This is a genomic window from Shewanella sp. Choline-02u-19, assembly GCF_002836205.1.
GTDB lineage: Bacteria > Pseudomonadota > Gammaproteobacteria > Enterobacterales > Shewanellaceae > Shewanella.
In genome coordinates, this window is sequence record NZ_PJBE01000012.1 from 1,005,866 (window position 1) to 1,031,253 (window position 25,388).

A 25,388-nucleotide genomic window follows, 5' to 3' on the forward strand; every position below is an offset into this window, starting at 1 on the left:
CTTTCATTATTGACTTTTATACTAATGAATTACTCAAGATCAATGGTGATGACATTGGTTACACCGGACGCCAATGTCAACATTCCAGTGGTGTAGAACTCGCCACTTTTAGCGTGTGCTTTTAGGTAATATTGACCGCTATTTAGCATTTTTGTTCTGGTATCAAGCGTAAGGATTGATTTCTTGTTCATCCAACCGTTGTTATCCATTGAATATAAATATTGGTTACTCTCTAATGCCGCCCCGCTATCGAGATGAAAGGCAACAAAACGCACCATAGTCATACCTTTAGGGTTTTTCTCTGAAGAAATTGAACGGATAACACCGTAATCTCTATTAGTTTTCCCTGTGCGATGAGCGTTAATATTCTCAGATTCATTGGAATATTGTGGCTTATTATGAGTGTAATCAGTACTCGGTGAGTTAGTGGTCGTTGTCGTTGATGAGCCTATACTGGCTATATCTGAAACCGAGCTTGTGATATTGCGTATGTCAGTGCTTTTACATGCACAAAGGCTTAATAGTGCTGCGCATAGGAGTACTTTTTTCATTTTTTAGTCCATTAATTTGAGCTTCAATCCATGACCAAAATCATAGTTAAATAAGGTTGCTAGTTTGTTACAGTGCTAAAATACCAATCACTTGGATTAGAGTCAACTTAGCTATCTTTATGAGCTAAATTATTTATATCGTTCTATAAAAGACTCTAATAGAGATTGCAGGGGTAAAACCTATTAATTAATCAAATCCGATTCCGCAGTATTTGTGTTGCTAGCGCAGCCTCGGCTTATTTTCATCTAATGATGCTTCTTAGGCTAAATGGGAACCTTGTGCCAGGGGGTAACTCTTAACGTTATGGTTTTTAATGGTTGCATTCGCTATTAAATACAATAATTACAGCTTAATTAACTGCCTTTACTGTTAAGTCTGATTGTAATCACCATGACTTTATTTTTTGTTTCAGTCACTATAGAAGACGCTAAATAAGCGCTTTTGAATTAAATGCTTATTTACAGTAACGGTAAATTCAATCAAGCGCTAAGGGGAAGTTGTGATGTTATCATGTCCAAAAATTGTGATTGTCGGTGGAGGAGCGGGTGGACTAGAGCTTGCAACTCAGTTAGGTCGTAAGTTAGGTAAAAAAAATTTAGCACAAATCATACTTGTTGATCGAAACCGTACTCACATCTGGAAACCCCTTTTACATGAAGTCGCTACAGGATCGCTAGACTCTGATCTTGATGGTGTTGTGTACTCAGCGCATGCTGCAAAACAGGGTTATCAATTTCAGCTAGGGACTTTTTGCGGGCTAAACAGTAACGATAAGCTAATTTCTGTGGCACCAATAACCGATGAAATGGGTAAAGAGTTACTGCCTGAACGCCAAATTAAATACGACAAGCTAGTGATTGCTATCGGCAGTGTCAGTAATGACTTCAATACGCCAGGCGTTCAGGAAAACTGCTTTTTTCTCGATTCACACCAGCAGGCAAATCGTTTTCATAATGCATTGCTTGATAGTTTCACTCGGGTGCATCAATCGGACTCTATCAATGAACTCAATATCGCCATAGTGGGCGGCGGTGCCACTGGCGTGGAGTTGTCAGCCGAGCTTTACCATGTGACCGATCTATTAAAAGTGTATGGCTTAAGTAAGATGACAGCAGACAAACTCAATATTCATCTAATAGAGGCCGGTCCACGGATCTTACCTGCATTAACTGAGCGTATCGCATCATCGGCTCGACACGAGCTGAGCCAGCTAGGTGTGTCGGTGATGGAAAATACCCGAATTAGTGAAGCGACAGCAGCAGGTTTTGTGACCTCAGAAGGTCAGCTTATCGCAGCGAACTTAATGTTATGGGCTGCTGGGGTAAAAGCGGCAGACTTTATTAAAGAACTGCAGTTTTTTGAGCTCAATCGAGCCAATCAAATCAAGGTTCAAGCTAATCTTAAAAGTACCGTTAACAATGATATTTATGTCATTGGTGATTGCTGTGCGTTTGAGCAAGCCGATGGTAGCTTTGTGCCACCAAGAGCTCAGTCTGCTCATCAAATGGCGCAGTGCGCCGAGAAGAATATTATTAAAGAGATGAATGCTGAACCGTTGGTCGATTATGTTTATGTGGACCATGGCTCGCTGGTTAATCTATCTCGTTACAGCACTGTGGGTAGCTTGATGGGTAATTTGACCAAAAGTAGCATGTTTGTTGAAGGCAAAATTGCCCGTTTTGTCTATATATCGCTGTACCGAATGCATCAACAAGCAATTCATGGCACCTTCAAAACGATAGCACTGTGGCTAGCTGAAAAACTGATGCGAGTAGTGCGTCCGAGAATGAAGCTGCATTAGCATTGACGCATCAAGGCGCAGCAGGATTATCGTTCTATAGTCGACTAAGGTAAAGTAAGCACAATAGGAATTTGTTATTTTTCGCAACCAGATGGATATTCGATGAGCAGCACTGAGATTGACTTAGGCGTAAGTTTCGACAACAGCTACGCAAATGAACTCAAAGGGTTTTACGTCTCCGCTAAGGGAGATAAAGCGCCAACGCCGGTGCTGGTAAAGTTCAACCAGGCATTAGCTGAGCAGCTAGGTATCAGTAATAGTAATACTGAGCAGCTGGCCGATGTCTTTTCTGGAAGTGAAGCGCCTCTTGGTTCTGCGCCATTAGCCCAAGTTTATGCCGGCCATCAGTTCGGCGGATTTAGCCCACAACTTGGTGATGGTCGTGCCTTACTATTAGGAGAGGTGCTGGATGAGTCAGGTCAACGCCTCGATATTCAACTTAAGGGGTCTGGTCGTACGCCGTTTTCTCGCGGTGGTGATGGTAAAGCGGTTCTCGGCGCTATTTTACGTGAATATATACTGTGCGAAGCGATGCATGCCCTTGGCATTGCCACTACGCGTGCGTTGGCTGTCGTCACCACTGGCGAGCCCATCTACAGAACGCGATATTTGCCGGGCGCGGTATTAACCCGAGTGGCCACAAGCCATTTACGGGTGGGAACTTTTCAATATTTTGCCGCTCAGGGTGAAGAAGACAAACTCAAACAGCTGGCCGACTATGCGATTGCACGTCATTACCCTGAGCTAAAGCAAAGCCAACAACCTTACTTAGATCTCATCTGTGCAGTACGAGATAAGCAAGCCGAATTAGTCGCCAAATGGATGTTAGCCGGTTTTGTGCATGGCGTGATGAATACTGACAACATGACCATCAGTGGCGAGACTATCGACTACGGCCCTTGCGCGTTTATGGACAACTATGACGCCAATGCCTTGTTTAGCTCTATCGATCAAGATGGTCGTTATGCCTATAGCAATCAACCCGCAATGGCGCAGTGGGATCTAGCGCGATTAGCCGAAACACTACTGCCTTTTATCAATGAAGATTCTGATGATGCGATAACGCAAGCAACCGATGTGATAAAAGGATTTTGGGATGTATTTAAGTCTCATTGGCTGCTAGGAATGCGCGCAAAACTGGGCATGACAACTGAGGTTGAGGGTGATTATGCACTTTGCGAGCAGTTGCTTGAGTCAATGCAAGCTCAAGCAGTAGATTACACTCAGCTATTTCGTCAACTCGCGGTAGATTTAACCTCCGATAGCAGTGATGCTGAAATGCTGTTTTCTGACCCGAGTCTATTCATTCAGTGGAAAGTGCAGTGGCATGAAAGGCTGAGAAAAGAGCCGCTAGCCACAGCAGAACGTGTCACTATGATGAATGCGGTTAACCCTGTTTACATCCCGCGAAACCATCTGGTTGAAGCTGCGATTGAGGCCGCTGAAGAGCGTAGTGATTATCAGCCATTTGAGGCATTAATCTCGGTGCTTGCTAATCCTTATACGATGCAAGCAGGCAAAGAGGAGTTCAGCCTTTCTGCGCCCGCAAGTTTCGGCAAGTTCACCACTTACTGTGGAACGTAATTTACATTTTCAATAAAAAAAAACACGCAATGAATTGTCATTGCGTGGTGGTCGAGTATTGATTACCTAACTATTATTTGGGTGAGGTATCAATCTAGGAACGCTAACTCTAGGTGAGCTTTTTCACCTTTAACTTCTACTGCGACGCGATAGTTGTCGATGGCATCTTTCCATTCAATTGCATCTAACTCTAAGTTGTAGACCCCAGGTTCAGCTTCAGTGACAGCCAGAGTGCACTCTTCATCTTCAATACAATTTGAATTGTTGGCCTGATGCCAAGCAAGCTTATATTTAACGGAAGAATCGCCTTCTTTTGGATAGCCCATGATGATTAAGTTAAACCCGCTAGCATCTGTCACTAGTTTGTCATCATCGCCGGTGAGGGTTAACGCAACGTTGCCACTTGCACCGTCAACTGCTTTCAAACTAACACTCAAAGTATCAGTTTCATTTATGCCAATAGTAGTGACGGGTGGCACTGGTGGCTCAATAGGCGGCTCTACCGTTTTGTTATCATCACTGCCACAACCGAATAGTAGTAACGAACCTAGGCCGAACGCGCAGTATAATTTAGAATGTTTCATAGTCTTTCTCCCTGCATTTAGTGGCCAGTGTGGCAGGTATCACATGACATATTAGTCTGCACGCTTGGTGCAAATGTGGACTCTGAAGTGTGGCAAGATTGGCATCCGGCAACAGTGTCAGAAATCGGATGGTCATTTACTGTTTCACCATCAAATGCTTTATTAAGCATGACCACTAATTCATAAACGACAGAGGCGGATAGCTGCTTACAACGCATGCCTTTTTGGCTAAACGACTTGCCATTTTCTCTCGCCCAAAGGCTGATAGAGGAGTGGCATAAGATGCTGTTTGCAGAGGTAGGAGTGCCGACCTGATCTAATGTTTCGGTCATATCTGCGCCAATGCCCGTAATGAACTCAGCCGTTTGCAGCGGTAAGGCTTGGCTTTCGTAATAGCGCATTGTTGGGCTTAAAAGGGAGTTAGCAGACTCTCCGTTAATTGATAGCAAGTTAGCAAGCATGCCAGTCGCGTTAATATTACCGCAAACTGTTCCTTCACCTAACATGCCAGCATAACCGTATTTGGCCAATGCAGTAGGCACTAAGGCAAATTTCTCAGCATCTGGTGAACCTGATAACGCTAAACTTTTGATGATGCTGTCAAACACTTGGAACATACAGCCGTTGCCCGTTTCATAGGCAAGTTTAGCTACGGTCATAGGGTCTAGCTTGGCGTAAGCGAGTCTTTCATCTACTGCTAGTCTCCACTCACCAGTACTGCCGGTGACTGCCGCTAGAACTGGGTTAGCCACTAAAGCACTACCTGCGGCTACTGAGGAAATGCCAATAATACGGTGTATCGCTTGTCTTCTATTTAGTGTTTTCATCTTAATCACGTCCCATTTTTTGTATGTCACTCAATACTTATGCTGAGTGTTTTGAATTAGCTGCATACAGTTGAAAAGTTGCCCTTATTGAAGTGCAATTCAATGCTGCAGTGGCTTGAGATAAGAATGACAGGGCTGAAAAATGCTGATGAGAGCTACTTCAAAGTAATTTTCACGCAAACCTTAGCGGTATCCTTTGGGTTATCTTTCGATGTTATTCACTGCTTTTTGATATCATATTGGAGGGTAATGCTGAGGCGTGGTTCTTGTAACAGTTATAATGCTGATTACCACTTTTTATCCACCTTATTATTACTAGCGTTTATTGATCTAGATCTAATGAATGGTTGAATCACTTATTAAATTAAATATTAGCCATTTATTTTATTGCGTGGGGCATAGAGTAAATGAGCTATTTTTGACGGGATGAGTCAGCAGTGATACCGAAGTGGGCTTTATTTCGGTTTAGCGTCATACACAATAAGAGCTAGAGCTAATAAAATCATTGATATGGTCTACATTATGACTATAACATTAGATCTATTGCATGTTTGGTGATAAATAATATCGAGCATTACCAAATTGTGATTGGCTGGATGTTTGTGTTGTGTTAATTCCAGTAAAATAGTTCAACGATTTTATATGGACGCTATTGATATGCGGTTAAAAATCTTTGAATTTGATATTGCTAATAGTCAGTTATTCAATAGTGAAACTCAAAGCTCATTTCATCTAACACGCACCGAATGCCAAGTACTTGAACAGTTGGCAGCTCACCCAAACCAAGTCATGAGCAAAGGGCAGCTTGCTTGCGCGGGATCGCAAACTGCAGTGATGAGTGAATCAGCGGTGGCCAAAGCTGTTTTTACCTTGCGAAAGTACTTTGGCGAAGCTCATGCTGAGTTAATCGAGACATTTCCGCGCAAAGGTTACCGCTTAAATATTACCCCGCCGAGCGCGAGTTGGTCCCAGCAATCTAAAATACGTAAAAACTATCTTATATTAACGGTAACCGTGCTGTTTTTGAGCTGCATTGCGGTGGTGACGGCGATGCATCAATACATCTTATTTAAAGAGATTGATGCACCGATTAAAACTAACCGCAACATTGTGTTGGATAACGGCCAGAAAGTGATACTGACTTGGCTGGAGTCACCGAGGATAAGATTGCGCCAAGAAGTCCCTATTGAAGCAAGAGTTATTTCAGCGCTAAATATGTGCCCGCATTTAACATGGGAACGAGTGTACTTGGCGTTTTCAAATGATATGCAAGTGCTTAATGTTTCGATGTTAGGAAAAACGCCAAACGGGGGCACATTAATGAGAAATATAAAAACCAGTGACTTTAGGTTAAGCCCTGAATTTATTTCAGACGATTGGCTCGAGGAGGTATCACTCTGTGATTAAACAGCTAAAAATCGTGTTAAGTAGTGGGCTGCTGGCGCTAATAATCGGGATTATTGTTTATCAACACATTAAAGCCACCGAAGTAGATATCGTATTATCATGTCGCAATGAATTGGTGGCGACGAACCCCAAAACACACGTCATTGAACATCACTCTCTTATCGCTGATTTTGCCCTGCAAAAACGTTCAGCGAGTATTAGTTATCGATACTTCACATCCGACGGCATTCCAATCGCAACTCTGCATTTAAAAGGTGATGTGTTGAGTGCAAATAAAGACAAGGATATTTATATCCTCAATTTGGTCAGTAGTGAGCTTATTCGACATAACAGTGAGTTGTCATTACCCTTGCATGCCAAACATTTAGAAGCTTTCGCCAGTCGTAATATTACTAAGGAGGGAGTGCATAACTTAACGATACAAATCGCCAGCCGTAATCAAACTAAAAATACCGCACTACTGTACTTTTTACCCAGCACTAATATCTGTGCCTGTAGTCTGGTGACCATGGGGTAGTGAATAATCCAAATGACTAGCGCTAAGCTAGGGCTAGCCATTTAAGCAGGTACACTATTCTCTTACGACTAACTCTCCCTTTTGTGTTTAGTCATGGGAATGGCTATGCTGCAAATTTCATGATGAATGTAGTTCACTAAAACTGAATTTTACGTGGAGTGAAGCAAAAGCTGATTGCTGCAGCAGCAAATCATGCCGGCACCGTAAGGTTTACCATGCAGGCGGGAATGTCGCGTTATCAATAACCAACCACTATTCACTCAATCGCTTATCTATGACATTGCAACGCCTAATCCAGTGCTCGCTAAATCAACTATAATTTTAACTAATTGGTTCGCTCTTACATCTTGGTTAGTTGTACCGAAATCACAGTGTGAGACGTATGTATAGGTAGGATTATGACAGAACTTAAGGTTAAAAATGTGGGGAAAGGGCTAGGGGTTGAGTTGCCGCAAGAGATTGTTGAACAGCTGCATCTTGGTGCGGGAGATAATATTAGCTTAGAAAGGATGGCTCACGGCTGCTATCGACTCACCTCCCAAAGTGATGGGGTGTCGGAGCAGATGGCATTAATTGAAGGTTTTATGCATGAAGAAGATGCTTAACTTTTCGCTGTGTTAATTCGTTCACGTCGAGTGATACAAGTAAGGGGGAGGGGGGCTAATTTTATCCCTTAAAGCTGATGCTCTTGAACATAGGTAATGGGGTCCTAGTGGAGGTGTTAAGTTTTGGTATGGGGAATTAAGTCATTTGCTGGCTAAGCGCTATCACTTATCAGCAAAAATCCTGATAGGCTCATCTTCCCTTTGTCGGCTTTATTGTCTTTACCTTCAAATTTACATTCAGCATTTAAGTTAATTGAAAAATTGCTGATTTTAGTTTTATCAATCCTATCCCATTTTTTTTCCAGAAGTTGAATAGACGGTAATTATTGGCGCCTTACTAAAGCTATTGGGTGCAGAAATTGACTCTTTTTCAATAAATTGGCGTTAGCATTGCTAATGATGAGGGCAAGCAGTAACGCTACTATTATCAATAACGAGCTTGGACGAGAGCACTGCATAACAATATTCTTTACCGAAGAAGCTTATCACTAGCATGTACAGGTAAGCGTTCAGTGCTAAGTATCGGCATAGAGAAGCTTGAGCATGACTCAATGCTCAAGCAGGGCTTTAATGCACGCTTTGATGACTGAATCTTAAGTGCTTGGCATCTTTAATCAGCTTGATAAAGTCATCTCGGTTCATGCGTACTAAGTTGCTATGATCCCCAGCCTCAAAGTAGATCTCTTTAGCTTCAACCAATAGATCATCATAAACAGCCTCTAAGTTATAAGCTGCACCTAGGGAGGGGATGGCGCCATGCTGACAATCGTCGAACATTTGATAGATCTCTTGCTCCTTAATTAAGTGAAGCTCTCGATTTAGTTTATCACCGAGCGAACGCAAACTAACTTTATGGTTAGCGGGTAATACGGCCATCACCTTGCGGCTTTCGTGATCTTCTAAGATCACGGCTTTGGCGAGTTGTGTGGGGGATATGTGCGCAGCAATAGCTGAGCTAATAGAACTTGCACTGCGAGGGTGGGGCAGGAGATCGTACTTTACGTCATTATCATCTAAATACTGATTTAATCGGCTTGAAATAGTCATAGTATTACCTCTTTTTGCGATATGACTTTAGCCTTAATTATAGTTCAATCGTATTGATCTTGTCGGTGGTTAAAGACGGTACAGCGGTCAAGTATTTAGTGAGTGTGGAGTGAATTTGATAGCGTGAAATTTAAGCCATTGGTAAAGGTAACCCAATGGCTTGGTATTCTTAGTTTTGTTGCTTGGGGTTATAGGCTAGTTGGCAGCTAAAGCTGGCACCGCCTAAGTGGCTGCGACCGACAAGCAATTTCCCCTGCATTCGTCTTGTTGCTGCTTTGGCAATAGCCAAGCCTAGTCCCAACCCTCCCGTTTGTTGGTTACGACTTTTATCTAAGCGGGAAAAAGGCAGAAAGATGGTTTCAAACTGATGGCTATCAACGCCAGGCCCATCGTCGTCAACACTGACTACAACGAGGCCTTTTCCGCAAGATTTGCGGCTAGAGCTGACTGTGATCTCAACTTGAGAACTTGCGTACATAAGTGCATTGTTAAATAGATTATCAAACATCAATCGTAAGTATGCTGGCTCACATTCAAGCTCAAGTGGCTGCAGATTTAATTTAACGGCGATAACATTATCGGTAGTTAACTGCATTATTCGGCTCTGCAAATATTCATCTAGTTTTATTCGTTGTGTGTTTTGGCTATCATCTTGGCCTGTTACTGCATTTAGCTTAGAAAAGGTGAGTACTTGGCGAGTTAACTTTTCGATATCATCGATATAGTTATCGATATTATCTAGTAATTCTAGCTCTTCATTTTGCAAACTACGTTGACGCAGTAAACCTGTTGCCAGCTGAATTCTACTCAGTGGTGTACGTATTTCATGGGGCACCGCTTGGGCAAAAATTTGATTCTCTTTTACCGTTTCAGTAATGGCATTAGCCATTCTGTTAAAGCTGTCTGCCAACTCATTAACGGGCTCAGAATAGGTCTGGAGAGCACGAATGTTGAGCTCGCCCTGACCAAACTTTTTATTTATATCAACCAGTTGGTTAATCTGTTTTTGTAGCCGCCGAACTGAAAAGTATAACGTAGTACCTAAGGAAATAATCACTACAAGCAGCAGTAAATAGGGAATGAACTCAGAAGGGTCGTCACGTAATAACTCTATAAAACTGCTGCTCTGTTGTTTATTGGTTCTATCAAAAAATAAACTATTTGGCAGCCTATCTGAGATTAAGATAGTGCCATTAGTTTGGTAAAGTGGATAAATGGCTAATAGTTGCTCGTCAGATAATTGATATATTGATATTCCTCCGATATTGCTTAAAAACTCACAATCAGAGCAGTCTTGCTTAGCATTCCAATTTGCTTGCCAAGTAATATTAAATTGAGGATGTTGCCCTTGATAGCTATTAATATATTGCTCTGCAGACAAGTGCGTACGCTGCATGCCTGAGGTGGCTTCAATAAAGATTTGATAGCTATCATCATGGAAATCGACCACATCACTTTGTTCTAAATACTGCTCACTCAAGTAGAATGTTAGGATAATGCTGGCAAACAGCGCCGTAAGCAAACTCAAGTAAAGACGCGTAAAAAGAGGCGGAAGATAGTTAGCCATTGATCAACATGTATCCTTTGTTGCGTATCGTTAATATCGTTTTGTAGGGGGGCATGTCATCATTGAGTTTTCTTCTTAGCCCTGAGATCCGCATATCTACTGAACGATCATTGAAATCATAATCAATGCCTCTTAATGATCGGCAGCAACTCTCTCTAGAAACAATGCTGCCAGCATGGGAAGCTAGTAGCAGTAACATATCGTACTCAGCGGTAGTGAGCACAAGCGTAAGATTGTTATAGCTAACGATTTGCCTGCCGGTATCAATAGTGAGTTGTCCAACGTGCAATTGGTTGTAACTCGGGGTTACGGGTCGACTGCGTCTTAGTAAAGCTTCAATTCTGGCAAGCATGACATGTGGCCGCACTGGCTTAGTGAGGTAATCGTCGGCGCCAAGTTTGAGTAGACTGACTTCGCTAATATCGTCGCAGCAGGCCGTTAATACCAAGATAGGGCCTTGATAAAACTTGCGTATCTGTTTGCACACCGATACCCCATCTAACCCTGGTAGCATTAAATCAAGAATGACTAAGTCGGGCTGCTCCATCCTTACAGCGCCTACTGCTTGTAAGCCATCCGCAATCACGCGCGTACTGTAATCTTCAGCTTCAAGATACATGGCGGTTAAACGAGAGATCTCTTTATCATCTTCAATAATGAGTATATTTGCTTTACTCACAAACATTTACCTTAATATTTAGTCTACCAACGTTTGATAGAAACACCTGCTCAATCAATCTGATTTTACAGATTATTGTTACTAATAACAGTTTGCTTACACCTGCTTACATAGCATGCCGCTTGCTTACTTTCTCTTACCCTATGAATTTAATGGTCATGTTAATTTTATGGCTCAAATCAAAGAGGTTTTAGGAGCAGTATATGGTAGCTAAAGTAGTATTGGCAGGGGTTGTCGCAGTAAGTTTAATGGCCTTAACGGCCTGTAATTCTGATTCTTCAACCACGGCAGTAGGTGATAATAACAATAATCCTGGCTCTGGATTGTCAGCAGAAACAAAAGCACTCGGTATCGAGACAGTGCCTGCGTCACTGTCAACAACCTATAGCGCAGCGCTGAAGTTTAATCGCTACACGCAAATAAAAGCGCCTAATGGAAAATCTATCCATATTATTGCGCAAGACTTGATTAGCGATAACCAGATAGTGCGTGCACGCGCTATCTTGAGCCATTACTTGACCAATTTACCGGGCTCTGAATTTGGTAATGACAAATCAGCAGTGACCAATAAGATAGCAGACAATGGCGCGATCTTATTACTCCTTAATGGCAGTGACGATGGTACTAATCCTGCTACAGAATTAGGCGGGCAACCGCTGTATCAAAATGAAATTCAAGTAGAAGGTGGTGCTTGGTATATCAATCAAAACTATGAAGAACATCGCGATGCGAGTTTTGAAGAGATCCTGCATATGATGCATGACTACGGTATCGGCGTGGATCAGAATAGTGAATTCATCGGCGCCTTGCCTGGCTATCAAGCTGAAATTAGAGCGGCTCAAACCACAGCGCTAAATGATAAATTATGGGGCGGAGATCAAAGCTGGATCACTGAACTCACCGCTGAAAATAGCTTAACTCAAGAATACCTCGCGTCAGTTATCGATGCTTATTATGGTTTATGGGGCGCATGGAGTGGCAGTGAAACCCACAGTATGTGGGGCGGATATATTGCGAAAACACGTGCTGAAATGAGCACTGAAGATCCTCTCGGTGCTGAGTTGATGAATAATAAATTCTTTCATTCGTACCTGACCTATAATGCGCGCATTGATGCGAGCTTTATCGGTGACTTTAGCCTAAAGTTCAATCGTGATATTGGCTATACGCATCACTCGAAATATCTTAAGGATGTGACGTTAACTGGCAGCCTAAACAGCAATGTGGTGGTTAATCAGCTTGATAATAATATTACCGGTAACAGTGGTCAAAACGAGGTGAAGTTTAGTGGTAAGGCATCGCAATACAGCATCGAAAAGCAAGACAATGGTGCTACGATTATTACCGATATGGTGAGTAATCGAGATGGCGTTAATACCTTGACTGGGATTGAGAGTGCGGTATTTAGCGGCAGCAATGTCACACTATAAATAGCCACTAATACGTTTAACATTTAAGCTGCTTATCGAAGTAGCTTTTCTGTCACTTATTACTGCTTTTGTCGTGAATCTATATTAATGACTATATTGATTGTTATAGGTGTATGCTGGTGGTCTCTGTTTATAAAAGTAACTCATCAATGTTAATTTTAACGCCTAAGACTGGATGTAGTTGATCTTACCTCGCACCTCTCAAACAGGTGACGATTCCTCCCTTTTTGCATCAATTGCAAATGACATCGCAAACAAAGGCTACAGCATTAACCCTGCTGCTCTGCCACACGATTTAACCCATTTATTAGCCTCACATATTACCACTATGCCCGACGCTAATTTTAAGCGCGCTGGCATTGGTCGCTCAGTTGATCATAAGATTAATGACTTTGTGCGTACCGACGCGATTAGCTGGATTAATAATGACAGTGAAGCGGGCACGGCTTGGCTTGATTGGACTCAGGCGCTGCAAGTGTTCTTGAATAGAAGACTCTTTTTAGGGCTATTTTCGTTTGAAAGCCACTTTGCACATTACGCTGAAGGTGATTTTTATAAAAAGCACAAAGATGCCTTTATCGGTGAGGGGAATCGAATACTTTCTGTGGTGGTTTATCTTAACCAATCTTGGTCGAAAGACGATGGCGGAGAGCTGGTGATATATCAAAATCAACAATCAACATCTGCGATTATTGATGACCATACGGTTCGCGTTACACCCGGTTTTGGTACCGTGGTGGTCTTTTTAAGTGAAGAGTTTCCCCATGAAGTGCTAGCCGCAAAACGTGACCGTTTCTCTATCGCGGGTTGGTTTAGGCTCAATTGCAGCATTGCCAATAACATCGACCCACCAAGTTAATGTTACTTATCTAATTTTGGACTCATGGCTCAGTGAAAGAGTGATGTCTGCAGTGCCTCATGCTGCACAGAGGTCGTAGCGATCACTTAATGGCGATAGTCACGTATGCAAGCTTCATCAGCGATGAGGTGTGTCTGTAGAGCGGCATTAATGTAAATAAGCATCAACTTCTACTGCCGTGGGCGGTATATTGTCATAAAGTGTTTAACTCATTTTAAGCTAAGCTGCCTATGGCTAGACGTAGTAGTGACTCACTTTTCGACAATAACGTTGCTGAAAATTGAAGGGACTCATTTTCATGGTGCGCACCGCATCGATCCAGCCAACAATCATCGGCACTAAGGTCCAGCTAAAGATTAAGTACAAGCTGCCCTTTAGGTGTTGACCTAAATAGAACTTATGTACGCCCAGCCCACCGAATAAAAGGCTAAACCATATCGTGAGTTTTTGATTTTTAATACGAATATAAGGATCAACTCCAGAGAGTGCCTCTAACCCTTGAACGACATGGCACTGGGGGCAGGTCACCAGATTAATGTCGATTTTTTGGCTGCACTGTGGGCAATCTATTTCTTGCATCGCAAACTCCAATAGTCAATATTGCTAATGAGCCATTATGCGTACAAGCGTGCGCTGAAACATAGGTGCATAGTTCACATAATTAAAATAAACCCGAACGTTAGCGGGGCAGCCATATCATGGGAGGTGGTGAATACTCAATACTGAGTACGATTATCTCGCTTCACTGTGAAGTTAACGGAAGCATCGTTTTCTATTTGAACGGTGAGATGATTTTTAATGAAGTGCTGCAATAGCCATTTGGTTCGAGAGATTCGGCTTTTTATAAAAGAGTTAGCGAAAAGAGGAGGAGTGATGTTCTCCTGCTGAGCTCTTTTGCAAGCTGTTGGCCAGACTGAGCATACTCATGACTGGCCAGCTCGTAGTATACGATTGTTAGGCGTGGTGCTCTTTTAATTTCAGGAATAGGACGTCTTTTAAATTAGCGCGCTGTAATTTTAGCTGATGCATATGCTCGTCATCGGTGGGACTACCGTCAATTTCTAGCTGACGAATTTCATAATCTAATAAATGATACTGTTTGGACAGTTCTTGGAATGCTTCGTCTTTATGATTCAAATAAACAATGTCTTGTTTAAATTCTGGGAAGTCAAAAATAAGTGCATGATTCTCATTTAGCATAGGTACCCCTGAATGGTGAACTGAAAATTATTCTGTTTGTACTACCAACACTACAGCATTATGGATTTTAACAAAGGGGTATATCTAGGTATTTTAGCGATCTAGTTAACAAAAAATCGCAGATTCTACTTGTTTTAAGCACTGAGGGCCGAGTCAAGGTATAAAATACTAATCTGACTCTGCTCTATTTTCGATTAACACCGCAGCAGTCGCCCTCAATTTAGAGTGCCCCAGCACTGATTAACTTGCTTGAAAGTGACCATGAAAACCGAGAGGTAGATGATAGGGCAGCCAAGCCCGTGCCATGGGGCCTGAATTGATATCGTTGGCGGCAAATATGTTAAGACAAGTCCGCTTACTGGGCACATGCAACGCGGTACCAATGAGGTATCCAGTACCTTCAACTGCTTTAGGGCATACGCTAATGTGTTCTTCCACTAGATAGTCTTTGCCAAAATTGAAATGTTGCTCAGCACCGCTATTGATATTGATTGATGATACAGCGTCATTCCACAAGCTTTGCTCATTGCTCGATAAATGATACAGATAATCGTTTTTAAGACCGACCACATGATCACACACGGCTGGAAACTCACTGTTTTTAGCCGTCATATGCATGCTGTGGCTGCCATTGGGGTTTAAGGTATAAAACGCTGTTTTTGCATGTGCGTTGGCTAGGCTCATTTGGCCACTCATCATGTTGCTCAGCTTATGTAAAACATCGACGTTGGGGTATAAACTCGCATCGAAATGTAGCGTGCCATTGGTTTCTTCCCAGGCATTACCGTAATGAAAAGCAAAGCCAGCAGGCAGCTCATATCGCTTGGTTACGGTTAGCGACTGCTTACTGATAACCAATACACTCATGGGTATATCATTGCTGTATTGCGTACTCGCGAAGCTGCCGTCAATGGATTTGTCAGTGAACAATGATGGCAAGATAATCAGTAAGTGCTTATCGGTCATCAAGAAGTCATGCAACATGCCCCCGCGATATTGTGCGTTGATAAGTCCTGCATTTTTAACTTGGCCATTAGCGGATAAATGGTACAACACAATATGTCCGGAACCGTTTAAGCCAAAATTCCAGATATCGCCATTGGGCGAAATTTTAGGGTGTGCTGAAAAAGCCAGACCTCGTAAACTATTGCCATATTTAGAGCCTGCACCTAGACTGACTTGCTGTTTAAATTCGAGGGTTTCTTTGTCTACCTTGGTAGGGGAGCCTGCTTCCCATAGTGCCCACATGTCGTCGCCGACGGTAATGATATTAGTGTTAGCAGTGTTGATTTGGTCAGCTTTAGACACTGGCAGGGCATTTGCCAATTTAGTATCTGGACCAGAGTAAAGAAACTGACCCGCGCTTTGCTCTTTAGCAAACTTGGGGGTGTTGATAAATTTACCGTGATGAACCACTTTTCCTTGGTCAAACTCAAAGCGTTGTAGCATGCCATCACCCTCAAACAGATGCTGATAGCGAACATTGCCACGCTCATGTTTACCAGGGCCATTACGATAGAATACGCCTTGTAGGTCGGCTGGGATCTTACCTTCAACCGTTAGAGATTGTTGTGGGAAATCTTTTTCAATATTGGCAAAGCCAATTAACTCAGGATTGTGCGCTAATGCGTCATTAAATAGCTGTTTAACATTGACCGCTTTTGGCGCGACTGTGGTTGCCAATGCTGACAACGAACCTGGCAGTAAACTCGTTGCACCAACAATACCCATTCCCTTTAAAAAATCTCTGCGTTGCATGGCTTACCCCTTCCCTTGAATATATGGATTTTGGAACTATTTTTTGAAACTACTATTTTTGAATCTATGGTTTTTGCTCAATGGACTCTAGGGGTTAATAAATCACTTCGGTTTTATTAACTAGCAAGGCTTGCTCTTCGGTCACGTTGAACTTAATGTCTTGGTAACTAACGGGTCCAAAGTTGGGCTTAGCATTGTTAGAAAAGCCATAACCCTCAGCGGGAAGACCAAATAGATTGGTATCCAAATTGCCATTATTATTTTGATCATGGAAAAAGCGCAGTGCATATTCACCTGCTGATACATTGGCAAAAGTGATAACCATTGTCCCTTGGGTAGCCTGCATCATAGTGGCGTTTACGGCTTGGTTCTCTCGATAGCTTTGTTCACCTTTAAAGAGCTGAACATAAAGCTTACCTTGTGCGTCGGCTACACTTGATATTTCAAAATTGATATCGGCAGCAGATGCTGAGTGTGCAAAAAATAAAGCGCTCAGCAGTGCAGAGATTCTAACTATCTTTGGCATATTACTGATGTCATTTGTTGACACTTTTGAGTGAGTAGTCGTGTAAAAAGTCATTTAAATATCCTTATTCGTGTCAGTGAAAGGCAGCGTAATGATGGTTTTAATTATCAAGCTCATTAGTGCTGCGCATGAGCAAACCGTATCGGCGTTGCGTCGTGTTGGAAAGACGATAGAATGGATACTTAGCAAAGCTAAAGTAGCTTTACGTGAAGTGAGTCGTAAACTTCGTAGAATGTGACTAAAAAGGAATATGTACCATTGACGAATCGTGAACTACCCCCTGAAAATCAACCATTAGAACCCATTTTCAGTAAGCAAAAGTTGGCCCATGACCTGTTAATCGTCGCAGCGGTAGGCTTGTTTATCGGTTTCTTGGCGCCGTTTGGTATGGATGAACTGCCTGTACTCGTGTCGATCTCTTATTGGTTAGTGACATGTACCAGCGGCTACTTTATCTATACGCCAATGATTCGTTTGGGCCATCGTTATTTAGCTAAATGGGTAACGGCGGTGTGGGGGAGAGTGGCGTTATCGACACTGATTGCCAGTATGATAATGAGCGTCGCGGTCCCGTTAATAAGTTGGTTGTTTTTTAGTATTGAGATTGAACTCGCTAAGGAGTTTTTTCAAGTATTCCCTAAGGCCATTGTGATTGGGGGAGTGATGACATTTTTTAGTCTTGTGCAAGGTTATATTCGCCAGCAAAAAAGCCAGCTAGCAGCATCAAAAAAAGTCATAGAAGAACACGAGCAAAATACTGATGTTGATGTCCATCTGCAATTTGAACAGTTTATGCAGCTACTACCTTTAGAGAAACGTGGTCAGTTGATGTGTCTTGAAATGTCTGATCATTACTTAAAAGTGCATACCGACAAAGGTCACCATATGTTGTTAATGCGACTTAAAGATGCCTTGGAGAAGCTAGATGGCTTCGCTGGTATGCAAACTCATCGCTCATGGTGGGTGGCAACTGAGGCGATAGTTTCTGTCAATAAAGACAATCGTAAAATGTCGCTAATGCTAGCCAATGGTATTGAAGTGCCAGTTTCAAGGACATTTGTTGATGCGGTAAAAGCGGTGAATATCTAGTCTCTTTGTACATCCATGCTAATTGGCATGGATGTGGTTAAAAACATAAACCGCGAGTATGTCCCTGCCTTTTCAACATCTCTTAATTGAAGGTGTTTTTTAGCTGGTTGGCAAAAGCGATAAATTTCTCTTTAATCGTGTGCTTTACCGATACTGAAAGGCTACCGAGAACCACTTTACCCTCAATAGTGATAACTGGTGCTTGGCGGTTTGCCATCGAAGGAGCTGTATTTTCAATACTACTTACAGCGCAGTAGGTTTTACATATCACGTTGATGTTTTCAGGGATAAAGACTTTGCAGCTGCCAAGAATGCAGTTGAGCTTAATGGTGATCTCTTGATGCTGAAAAATAGCATCGGTAAAATCCAATGTGGTTTCGCCTAACACATTGTTGAGCTTAATCTCGCTAGGCACTACCCACTGACCACTACGCTCATTATTACCCAGAATACAGCTGATAACTAGCGTGTCATCTGCCTGCTTGTTTGAGTAATTGGGTGTAAATTGCTGATCTTTTTTACTGCTATATTCGGCGTCTGTAGACATGGACAGATCGGCAACTAAGTCGAGTAACGCTTGATGTGATTCACTGGCCATCGCGTCATCGAGACGACGTTCAAATGCTTCAGCGGATATAATCCCATGGCTATAGTTAACAATGAGTTTATCTATGACTTGTTCACGAACCTGGTTAATGGGTCTATCTTCTAATATGACTGACATCTGCCGCTCCTTTGGCTTTACATGGATGTAGCAATTAACATTGCTAAACTGATTAATAGAAAGACTAATGGGCTACAGAGTAAGCATTATCTATGCCGCTTAACTAAACATCTTTCTAATCAAGTTGTTATGAGTTTGTTGCGTTAAGCTGGTGTTTGAAACTAATGATTTAGTTAGACATAGCACTAAAATGTGGTTGTTTTAATCGTTAGATTAAGTGGCTATATCAGCGAATTAGGTCAGTGTGACAGATGAGAAGTTGGGCTCGCCTGTTCATTTTATGAGAAAAATAAGCCAGTCGGATAGCTAGTCAAGAGAAGCGCAGCAGACAAAGAGGGAAGCTACAGAGGGCTGGTCGTTTGCATGTAAACCGAGTTCGCCCCGTAGCTGACTAAAACAATGAGTATTACTCTTGCTTCAAAGTCTGCCAGTAATCGTATAGGCCATTGATATCAGATGAGCACATTAATGCCATGGCACTTTTTAGCTGTATATCACTCCATAACCACCATTGCATCTCAAGTAGTTTAGCGATCTCTGTTTCAGGAAAACGAAAACGAATATGTTTCGCTGGATTTGAACCAACAATAGAGTAGGGCGCGACATCTTTAGTCACCACAGCACGGCTGGCGATAATGGCGCCATCACCGAGCTTAACGCCACTCATAATCATAGCTTCAGTGCCAATCCATACATCATTGCCTATAACGGTATCTCCTGAACGTTCAAAGCCATCTTTAGCGTCAGTAAAGTGTTCGTTTTCTTGGTAGAAAAATGGAAAAGTGCTCACCCAATTATTCTGGTGCCCTTGATTACCCGCCATCATAAATACTGCACCTGAACCAATTGAGCAGAAGCTACCAATAATGAGTTTATCGACATCAGTTCTATCGGGCAGCAAGTAACGGGCACAATCGTCGAAACTATGGTTGTGATAATAGCCAGAATAATAGCTGTGTTTTCCCACAATGATATTAGGGTTTGTCACTTGCTCTTGCAGTGATTTGCCGACAAAGGGGCTGTCAAAATAATTGTTCAAACTCAATATCCTCTATGAAGTACTTAACTGGTGCATGATGTTAACTCGTTGTAATTTTGCTAGCAGTCCGTCATCACTGTGGTGATTGTTGGCTCACCTGATGTTTGCCAGTGATACTGAAAATAGCAGTTAGTCGCTTTAACCTCTGCGGCACTAGGTTCACTTTTATCTAAAACACTTTTAGGTGCAGCAATAACGGCATAGCTAGTGGGTACGTAAATACGGTAAGCCCATTCGTTAACATCTAATCCAGCACCTTCAAATATTTCGGGTGGAGAGGAGTAATCAGATAAAAATCCACTTGCAGTAGCTGTTGCAGCCCATGGTTGATAGTTACTGCCTTTTACGCCAGAAAACTCGACCACATCAGTAAAAGTATTACCTGAAGTCATGGTTTTGGCTTTAAATAGCGATACTGCGGTTTTAATTGAACCCACGGCCCCTTTAATCACAGCAACGTTTGCATCTGATTTCATATTGATAAATTTGGGCAATGCCGTAACAGCCAAAACACCTAAAATAATAATAACGACAACCAACTCTATGAGGGTGAAGCCTGAATTGTGGGGAAGTGATGCATTTTGTTTATTCATATTCATTTTGAGTAACGCCTGGTTATTATTTACAAGTTTGTCGAGTAGCTGAATAGCTATCATCTACTGTTGAAAGAGTGTGGCAATGCAGACGCAGCGTTAGTTGCTTTGTCTCAATAGCGACGCTGTTTTTGCGGCGAGTCTGTTAATTATGCCGCGCGCTTCTTTCAAGCTTGCACCGGTATCTTTGCGATAAAGCCTGATAGCAGTTAGTTTTTTACCGAGAGTAATGGCAGTTAATACTTCTTTAGATACATTGATGTTGTTATGAAAAAAAATACCGTTGTTTTTTAACAAGGAGTCAATTTTGTGTTCGATGACTCTCAACCGTTTGTCGGTTGACCTCTGTGTGTTGAAGCTAACAATCAGTATGAATAAGCCTATAATAAGTAATTCGTCCATGATATAAAATCTCCATTGTGGTATCGCACTCTCGTTAGAGAGAGTAAAGCAGTAAAGTGCTCTTTTATCCTTATTGATAAGGCGAGTATGTAACATTAACTTATGAGTCTACAAATTTAATGTGTTTACAACAAGTGTGCAGCCTCACATTCACGATACAAAAAAGCCGATAATGACATAATCATTATCGGCTTTTTTACGGTTGTCTTTCAGAGTACCAGTTGCTCAGTCTGTATTAGCTTTCGTTTTCAAGCCATTCAATATCTGACTCCACCCAAGCTAACGTGAGCTGCGCTAATGCGATATAGAACTTACCGGTATCGACATTGGCGACTTTAGCGACAAGCTTTGGTAACCAGTTAGCTAGGTAGTTGCGGATAAACAGTAGTTGCTCTTGGTGACGGCTATGCATACTGATATGTGCTATATAGGCCAATATCACCGCGAGATGATCTGCGGGCTCGGGGAACTCACTTTGCACCTGCAACTGACTCTGTTTTAAAAACTGTGTCATCTGCTGGTGCTGCTCACCAAAGAGTAATGGCTCATTGCTTTTTGTGACAGGTTTATCACTTGAGCTGTTATTTAAATAGAGGCTAGCGTATGGCGAGGCACTGTGCTTGGTACCGACTAAAAACAAACCACAATAATCAGCCGAAAGCTCGAGTAGCGCTTTGTCGCTATTAAGCTTTGCGAGTTCAGCTACCAGCACATCAACATCTGCTTTAAAATCGGGCTCACTAGCAAGTTGAGACCAAAATGCTTGTGCTTGAGTACAGGTCAATTCATGCAATGTTTTATGATCTACCTCTTTCGCAAACAATGATGAAAGTAGCTGATAAATCGTGCTTCTGACTTGATTTACGGGGTTAGCTGTTACTGCGCTCATAGTGTTATCTCAACGGGTCCGCTAAATGAACTTACAACAGGTACTTTACCTTTATACTTTTCAAATTCAACTAAACAAGTGTAAGCAGAGCACGCTTGAGCAAGCTTTGAAGTACCAATATCTTGCGTCAGAGTATTTGGATCCCCGTAGCTACACAGTGCGCCAATTTCTGCGCCGCCCTCTTTGCTGCCATCTTCGCCGACAGGACCATACCAAGCGCCTTCGTGGATACGAATAACCCCTTTAGGGAAGTTATTTGAAACCACTGCACCAGCAAGCAGCTGACCGCGGTCGTTAAACACCCGCACCACATCGCCTGCTTTTATGCCGCGTTGCTTGGCGTCATCAGGGTTTAAGTAGACGGGCTCACGCCCCTTAACAGTGTAAGTTTCACGGTACTCTTCTGACTCGCACATTTGTGAATGCAAACGCTTATCAGGGTGGCAAGACTGCATCCACATTGGGAATTTGTCTGAACCTGGACCGCCATGGCTGCGTTCTGATTTTTCCATCCAAGTCGGGTGACCTGGGCAGTCATCGTACTGGTACTGAGCTATTTTACGGCTGAAGATCTCAATTAAGCCAGAAGGAGTTCCTAAAGGATTGATCTCAGGGTCTTCTCTAAAGGCTGCGTGACGTGTCCAAGGTTTACCTTCACCGAAGTGAACGTAACCCTCTTTCCAGAACGCATCAAAGTCTGGCATGTCAAACTTACCCGCATTGGCATTTTTACAGTCAGTGTAAAGCTTGTTTAGCCAGTCACGTTCCGTCATACCACGGGTGTACTCTTTCTCTTTACCCATTAGGCGGGCAAAGCGAGTGAAAATTTCGAAATCTGACAAGCTGTCAAACAGCGGTTCAACCATCTTCTGCATCGCCAGTACACCGCGGTTAGCATAACTGCCGTAGACGTCGATGTCGTTACGCTCAAAAGTGGTACACGCTGGCAGAACGATATCTGAGAAGCGACAGGTCGCAGTCCAGTTCATATCGATAGTGACCACACACTCAAGCTTTTGGAACGCTTGCTTCATGCGGTTACGATCTTGGTGATGGTTCCAAGGGTTATTACCGGAAAACACCATCATCTTGATATCTGGGAAGGTGACTTTTGAACCGTTAGAGTCAATGGTTTTGCCTGGTTCTAGAATGGCATCAATCCAACGCGCAACTGGTATGGTGCTGCTAGTGCCTTTAAAGTCATTGCTATCGAACAGTGGCTTTTGGTCTTCGTCCAAGTTACGTGGGAAAGCGCCAGGTGCTGCTGCACCTGATGATGGCACGCCAATGCTTGAGTAGTGGTGACCATAGCTAATACCGCCGCCAGGTAGACCAATTTGGCCTGTCATAGTGGCAAGTACCGCTGCCATCCAATAAGGTTGTTCGCCGTGCTGCTGGCGTTGAATACACCAGCCCATGAGCATTTGAGTGCGACCTTTAGTCATCACTTTTGCGAGATCGCGGATGATCTCAGCGGAAACTCCTGTGATCTCAGCAGCCCATTCAGGTGTCTTCTCTACACCATCAGTTTCGCCTTGGATATAAGGTAGGAATCTATCGAATCCTAAGCTGTATCCTTCAATGAATTTAGTGTCATGCAGATTTTTAGCCACCATTTCATGGGCGATACCTAGCATTAATGCCACATCAGTTTGTGGATTAACATACAGCTGCTCACAGCCTAAATACTGCTGCGTTTTGGTGACAACAGGATCGATACTGATAACGCGTATTTCACCCTTAGCCACTTTCTCTTTCAGCTGCGCAAGGTAAGCGTATGACTCATGCGTTTCAGCGTTCCAACCCACTTGTAAGTTCTTGTACGGATCGTTTGACCATAAAATAATGGTCTTAGAATTTTCAAGAATAAGCGGCCATGATGTGCCTTGGGCATACACTTCGGTTGAACCCAAGATGTAAGGCAAAATGGTTTGTCCTGCCCCTGTTGAGTAGTCGCCAACCTTTTTAATGAAGTTGCCATGCATGCCTACGGCGCGTTGCATATGGCTCGTGCTTGAGTGCAGCTGGCCTGTTGCGCGCCAGCCAGTCTGGCCAGCATGTAGCCCTGATGGACCATATTTAGTTTGTACTTCATCAAGCGAGTCTTTAAACAAAGACAGCGCTTTATCCCATGTCACTCGCACAAAGCGGAAGTCGCCTCGTTGCGTGGTATCGCTTTTGTGACCCTTGAGTAAGAAGTCTAAGCGCACCATAGGGTAGCGTACACGCGACGGGTTATAGACCAAGCCTTTAACACCGTTAATCATGTCGGTTGGATACTTGTCTCTTTCAAATGGAATGACTTGATCTATCACGCCATTTTTGCGCTTCATTTTAAAAGCACCAAAGTGCGATCCTGTGGTGAGCCAACCTTCGTTAGTCTTGGCTGCTGAAGCGGCTAACGCATTCAATGGCGCAAGGACTGACGACCCGCTAAGTACAACATAAGATGTGCCGACTAAGCCTTTTAAAAAGTCTCTTCTTTTCATAATGTGATGTCCTATTAGTGAGCCGACTTATTGAAAGTTGATGAATGCTCTTGTAAGTACTTTTGCACTAAAGCTTGAGTATCTTGGTCCATATTGACGAAGGCGATCATGCCTTGGAACATACCAGGCCATGTGTTGGCGTCAAAGTGACTCTCGTCCGGTTGGGTATGGCATACGCTACAGCTGGTGCTATATGTGCTACGCGCATAATCCCAAAGTGGCTGTAGGTCGCTGAGTAGGTAGTCGGTATCTGTCCAGATTACGGTTTCTACACGTTGCCATTTAAGGCCTGTCATTGGGTCTTCTTTCTCTTCGAAGGTGGTGATTACACCCTCTTCAAGTGCTGCATCTTTGGTTAGCTGAGCCGATAGAATATTTAAGCCAAAGTCGTAGTAGATAACGCGACCTGCACCAATTTTCTTTCTCCAACCGTTGATACCAATCTTGGCGCGGTTGCCTTTAAGTTCTAACACTTTCACTTTAGTGGCGATGTTTAATGTGCCAGCCTCAACATCGGTTTTTTCGTTGAAATAAACAGGTTTAGTCAATGCTGAGAAATAGGTTTTGTTAACCTCTAAGCCGTTAACGCCGGAACCGACTTCTGCAATTAACTCTGGTGCACGAGCGGTGCCCATATCGGGAAGCTTATGGGCGATACCTTTATGACAATCAACACAGCTTTGGTCGAGTTTAGCTGCGCGTTTCATCTGCTTTTGCGCTAGCTTAGACATGCTGTCCCATTTCATTGAGTCATAGTTGTGGCAGTTTTTACACGCAAGAGAGTTATCACGGTCGAATCGTTTCCACTCACGGCTGGCCATTTCTAGACGTTTGTCTTCGAATTTTTCAGGTGTATTGACGGTTTGCAGTAACCAGCCCCACATATCGTGAGAGGCTTCAATTTTGCGGCCAATTTTACGGCTCCAATCATGGGGTACGTGGCAATCTGGGCAGGTTGCGCGAACGCCGGAATGATTTGACCAATGCACTGTCTCTTGCAGCTCTTTATAAGGCATGCTTTCCATGCTGTGGCAGCTAATACAAAACTCTTCAGTATTTGTTGCTTGAAGTGCAGTGTTAAAACCACCCCAAAAGATAATGCCCATAATAAAGGCTGAAACACTGACTGAGCCCAGTGTGAGGTATTGTGTCGGTTTGTTTAATGTGCGCCAGATGTTAAGCAACCATCTCATAATCGCATCCTCGTAATAAGTTTAAAA

The 25,388-nt window shown here is 42.9% G+C and carries 25 protein-coding genes; 8 read left to right on the forward strand and 17 right to left on the reverse strand.

Annotated elements, in window-relative coordinates:
* Positions 1–29 precede the first annotated feature (29 nt).
* Positions 30–551: a hypothetical protein gene (locus CXF83_RS06440; RefSeq protein WP_101091400.1), complete on the reverse strand. Its 522-nt coding sequence runs from the start codon at positions 549–551 to the stop codon at positions 30–32.
* A 500-nt stretch (positions 552–1,051) separates the two neighbouring features.
* On the opposite strand from CXF83_RS06440, the gene CXF83_RS06445 reads away from it, so the two are divergent.
* Both CXF83_RS06445 and CXF83_RS06450 read left to right on the forward strand, forming a co-directional pair.
* Positions 1,052–2,353 carry an NAD(P)/FAD-dependent oxidoreductase gene (locus tag CXF83_RS06445; protein ID WP_101091401.1) on the forward strand — a complete coding sequence of 434 codons (1,302 nt, stop codon included), beginning with the start codon at positions 1,052–1,054 and terminating at the stop codon, positions 2,351–2,353.
* A 102-nt stretch (positions 2,354–2,455) separates the two neighbouring features.
* Positions 2,456–3,937, forward strand: a complete 1,482-nt coding sequence (locus CXF83_RS06450; protein ID WP_101091402.1) for a protein adenylyltransferase SelO — start codon at positions 2,456–2,458, stop codon at positions 3,935–3,937.
* Positions 3,938–4,026: 89 nt separating this feature from the next.
* Here the strand turns inward: CXF83_RS06450 and CXF83_RS06455 are convergent, their stop codons facing one another.
* Both CXF83_RS06455 and CXF83_RS06460 read right to left on the reverse strand, forming a co-directional pair.
* Entirely contained in the window at positions 4,027–4,521 is a 495-nt protein-coding gene (locus CXF83_RS06455; RefSeq protein ID WP_101091403.1) for a hypothetical protein, read from the reverse strand.
* Between the two features lie 17 nt (positions 4,522–4,538).
* On the reverse strand, positions 4,539–5,348 hold the full coding sequence (locus tag CXF83_RS06460; RefSeq protein ID WP_101091404.1) for a cytochrome c3 family protein: 810 nt from the start codon (positions 5,346–5,348) through the stop codon (positions 4,539–4,541).
* Positions 5,349–6,005: 657 nt separating this feature from the next.
* Here CXF83_RS06460 and CXF83_RS06470 point away from each other — a divergent pair.
* The 3 genes from CXF83_RS06470 (at position 6,006) to CXF83_RS06480 (ending at position 7,877) form a co-directional block, all read left to right on the forward strand.
* Positions 6,006–6,755 carry a winged helix-turn-helix domain-containing protein gene (locus tag CXF83_RS06470; RefSeq protein WP_157822918.1) on the forward strand — a complete coding sequence of 250 codons (750 nt, stop codon included), beginning with the start codon at positions 6,006–6,008 and terminating at the stop codon, positions 6,753–6,755.
* The gene (locus tag CXF83_RS06475; protein WP_101091407.1) at positions 6,748–7,272 is read left to right on the forward strand and encodes a hypothetical protein; all 525 of its coding nucleotides are present in this window, start codon (positions 6,748–6,750) and stop codon (positions 7,270–7,272) included. The genes CXF83_RS06470 and CXF83_RS06475 overlap by 8 nt, the downstream gene beginning before the upstream one ends.
* A 398-nt stretch (positions 7,273–7,670) precedes the next feature.
* On the forward strand, positions 7,671–7,877 hold the full coding sequence (locus tag CXF83_RS06480) for an AbrB/MazE/SpoVT family DNA-binding domain-containing protein (protein ID WP_101091408.1): 207 nt from the start codon (positions 7,671–7,673) through the stop codon (positions 7,875–7,877).
* A 567-nt stretch (positions 7,878–8,444) separates the two neighbouring features.
* Here the strand turns inward: CXF83_RS06480 and CXF83_RS06485 are convergent.
* The 3 genes from CXF83_RS06485 to CXF83_RS06495 form a co-directional block, all read right to left on the reverse strand.
* Positions 8,445–8,924 (reverse strand): YbaK/EbsC family protein, encoded by a 480-nt coding sequence (locus tag CXF83_RS06485; RefSeq protein WP_101091409.1) that lies wholly within the window; start codon positions 8,922–8,924, stop codon positions 8,445–8,447.
* 169 nt (positions 8,925–9,093) lie between these two features.
* The gene (locus tag CXF83_RS06490) at positions 9,094–10,491 is read right to left on the reverse strand and encodes an ATP-binding protein (protein ID WP_101091410.1); all 1,398 of its coding nucleotides are present in this window, start codon (positions 10,489–10,491) and stop codon (positions 9,094–9,096) included.
* Positions 10,484–11,170, reverse strand: a complete 687-nt coding sequence (locus CXF83_RS06495; RefSeq protein ID WP_101091471.1) for a response regulator transcription factor — start codon at positions 11,168–11,170, stop codon at positions 10,484–10,486. The genes CXF83_RS06490 and CXF83_RS06495 overlap by 8 nt, the downstream gene beginning before the upstream one ends.
* A gap of 203 nt (positions 11,171–11,373) precedes the next feature.
* Here CXF83_RS06495 and CXF83_RS06500 point away from each other — a divergent pair, with 203 nt between their 5' ends.
* Positions 11,374–12,600, forward strand: coding sequence for a hypothetical protein (locus CXF83_RS06500; protein WP_232775046.1), 1,227 nt, complete (start codon positions 11,374–11,376; stop codon positions 12,598–12,600).
* Positions 12,601–12,781: 181 nt separating this feature from the next.
* Positions 12,782–13,459, forward strand: coding sequence for a 2OG-Fe(II) oxygenase (locus tag CXF83_RS06505; RefSeq protein WP_101091411.1), 678 nt, complete (start codon positions 12,782–12,784; stop codon positions 13,457–13,459).
* A 234-nt stretch (positions 13,460–13,693) separates the two neighbouring features.
* Here the strand turns inward: CXF83_RS06505 and CXF83_RS06510 are convergent, their stop codons facing one another.
* The 4 genes from CXF83_RS06510 to CXF83_RS06525 all read right to left on the reverse strand — a co-directional run bounded on the left by CXF83_RS06510 (position 13,694) and on the right by CXF83_RS06525 (position 16,997).
* Positions 13,694–14,038, reverse strand: coding sequence for a TM2 domain-containing protein (locus CXF83_RS06510; RefSeq protein ID WP_101091412.1), 345 nt, complete (start codon positions 14,036–14,038; stop codon positions 13,694–13,696).
* A 375-nt stretch (positions 14,039–14,413) separates the two neighbouring features.
* Positions 14,414–14,659: a YdcH family protein gene (locus CXF83_RS06515; protein WP_101091413.1), complete on the reverse strand. Its 246-nt coding sequence runs from the start codon at positions 14,657–14,659 to the stop codon at positions 14,414–14,416.
* A 240-nt stretch (positions 14,660–14,899) separates the two neighbouring features.
* A complete protein-coding gene (locus tag CXF83_RS06520; protein WP_101091414.1) occupies positions 14,900–16,417 on the reverse strand; it encodes a carotenoid oxygenase family protein in 1,518 nt (505 codons plus the stop codon).
* 94 nt (positions 16,418–16,511) lie between these two features.
* Positions 16,512–16,997, reverse strand: a complete 486-nt coding sequence (locus CXF83_RS06525; protein WP_232775047.1) for a DUF2141 domain-containing protein — start codon at positions 16,995–16,997, stop codon at positions 16,512–16,514.
* A 204-nt stretch (positions 16,998–17,201) separates the two neighbouring features.
* Here CXF83_RS06525 and CXF83_RS06530 point away from each other — a divergent pair, with 204 nt between their 5' ends.
* Positions 17,202–18,032: a LytTR family DNA-binding domain-containing protein gene (locus CXF83_RS06530; protein WP_101091415.1), complete on the forward strand. Its 831-nt coding sequence runs from the start codon at positions 17,202–17,204 to the stop codon at positions 18,030–18,032.
* An 82-nt stretch (positions 18,033–18,114) separates the two neighbouring features.
* Here CXF83_RS06530 and CXF83_RS06535 read toward each other — a convergent pair whose 3' ends face one another.
* The 7 genes from CXF83_RS06535 to torC all read right to left on the reverse strand — a co-directional run bounded on the left by CXF83_RS06535 (position 18,115) and on the right by torC (position 25,361).
* On the reverse strand, positions 18,115–18,756 hold the full coding sequence (locus tag CXF83_RS06535) for a LiaF domain-containing protein (protein WP_101091416.1): 642 nt from the start codon (positions 18,754–18,756) through the stop codon (positions 18,115–18,117).
* 406 nt (positions 18,757–19,162) lie between these two features.
* The gene (gene catB / locus CXF83_RS06540) at positions 19,163–19,795 is read right to left on the reverse strand and encodes a type B chloramphenicol O-acetyltransferase (protein ID WP_101091417.1); all 633 of its coding nucleotides are present in this window, start codon (positions 19,793–19,795) and stop codon (positions 19,163–19,165) included.
* Between the two features lie 59 nt (positions 19,796–19,854).
* On the reverse strand, positions 19,855–20,394 hold the full coding sequence (locus tag CXF83_RS06545) for a type II secretion system protein (RefSeq protein ID WP_269801702.1): 540 nt from the start codon (positions 20,392–20,394) through the stop codon (positions 19,855–19,857).
* 93 nt (positions 20,395–20,487) lie between these two features.
* Complete coding sequence (locus tag CXF83_RS06550; protein ID WP_101091418.1) at positions 20,488–20,790, reverse strand: hypothetical protein; 303 nt, start codon at positions 20,788–20,790, stop codon at positions 20,488–20,490.
* Positions 20,791–21,025: 235 nt separating this feature from the next.
* Positions 21,026–21,679 carry a molecular chaperone TorD gene (torD, locus tag CXF83_RS06555; RefSeq protein WP_101091419.1) on the reverse strand — a complete coding sequence of 218 codons (654 nt, stop codon included), beginning with the start codon at positions 21,677–21,679 and terminating at the stop codon, positions 21,026–21,028.
* Positions 21,676–24,168 (reverse strand): trimethylamine-N-oxide reductase TorA, encoded by a 2,493-nt coding sequence (gene torA, locus CXF83_RS06560; protein WP_101091420.1) that lies wholly within the window; start codon positions 24,166–24,168, stop codon positions 21,676–21,678. Before torA ends, torD begins: the two co-directional genes overlap by 4 nt.
* 14 nt (positions 24,169–24,182) lie before the next feature.
* Positions 24,183–25,361, reverse strand: coding sequence for a pentaheme c-type cytochrome TorC (torC, locus tag CXF83_RS06565; RefSeq protein ID WP_101091421.1), 1,179 nt, complete (start codon positions 25,359–25,361; stop codon positions 24,183–24,185).
* Positions 25,362–25,388 lie beyond the last annotated feature (27 nt).

Excerpts from the sequence above, each read along its gene's own strand:
- CXF83_RS06480 (WP_101091408.1), top strand. The coding sequence starts at position 7,671 with ATGACAGAACTTAAGGTTAAAAATGTGGGGAAAGGGCTAGGGGTTGAG.
- CXF83_RS06550 (WP_101091418.1), bottom strand. The coding sequence starts at position 20,790 with ATGGACGAATTACTTATTATAGGCTTATTCATACTGATTGTTAGCTTC.
- CXF83_RS06535 (WP_101091416.1), bottom strand. The coding sequence starts at position 18,756 with ATGTCAGTCATATTAGAAGATAGACCCATTAACCAGGTTCGTGAACAA.
- CXF83_RS06470 (WP_157822918.1), top strand. The coding sequence starts at position 6,006 with ATGCGGTTAAAAATCTTTGAATTTGATATTGCTAATAGTCAGTTATTC.
- torC (WP_101091421.1), bottom strand. The coding sequence starts at position 25,361 with ATGAGATGGTTGCTTAACATCTGGCGCACATTAAACAAACCGACACAA.
- CXF83_RS06510 (WP_101091412.1), bottom strand. The coding sequence starts at position 14,038 with ATGCAAGAAATAGATTGCCCACAGTGCAGCCAAAAAATCGACATTAAT.
- CXF83_RS06440 (WP_101091400.1), bottom strand. The coding sequence starts at position 551 with ATGAAAAAAGTACTCCTATGCGCAGCACTATTAAGCCTTTGTGCATGT.
- torD (WP_101091419.1), bottom strand. The coding sequence starts at position 21,679 with ATGAGCGCAGTAACAGCTAACCCCGTAAATCAAGTCAGAAGCACGATT.
- CXF83_RS06515 (WP_101091413.1), bottom strand. The coding sequence starts at position 14,659 with ATGCTAAATGAGAATCATGCACTTATTTTTGACTTCCCAGAATTTAAA.
- CXF83_RS06520 (WP_101091414.1), bottom strand. The coding sequence starts at position 16,417 with ATGCAACGCAGAGATTTTTTAAAGGGAATGGGTATTGTTGGTGCAACG.
- CXF83_RS06485 (WP_101091409.1), bottom strand. The coding sequence starts at position 8,924 with ATGACTATTTCAAGCCGATTAAATCAGTATTTAGATGATAATGACGTA.
- CXF83_RS06455 (WP_101091403.1), bottom strand. The coding sequence starts at position 4,521 with ATGAAACATTCTAAATTATACTGCGCGTTCGGCCTAGGTTCGTTACTA.
- torA (WP_101091420.1), bottom strand. The coding sequence starts at position 24,168 with ATGAAAAGAAGAGACTTTTTAAAAGGCTTAGTCGGCACATCTTATGTT.
- CXF83_RS06450 (WP_101091402.1), top strand. The coding sequence starts at position 2,456 with ATGAGCAGCACTGAGATTGACTTAGGCGTAAGTTTCGACAACAGCTAC.
- CXF83_RS06545 (WP_269801702.1), bottom strand. The coding sequence starts at position 20,394 with ATGAATATGAATAAACAAAATGCATCACTTCCCCACAATTCAGGCTTC.
- CXF83_RS06490 (WP_101091410.1), bottom strand. The coding sequence starts at position 10,491 with ATGGCTAACTATCTTCCGCCTCTTTTTACGCGTCTTTACTTGAGTTTG.
- CXF83_RS06525 (WP_232775047.1), bottom strand. The coding sequence starts at position 16,997 with ATGACTTTTTACACGACTACTCACTCAAAAGTGTCAACAAATGACATC.
- CXF83_RS06500 (WP_232775046.1), top strand. The coding sequence starts at position 11,374 with ATGGTAGCTAAAGTAGTATTGGCAGGGGTTGTCGCAGTAAGTTTAATG.
- CXF83_RS06460 (WP_101091404.1), bottom strand. The coding sequence starts at position 5,348 with ATGAAAACACTAAATAGAAGACAAGCGATACACCGTATTATTGGCATT.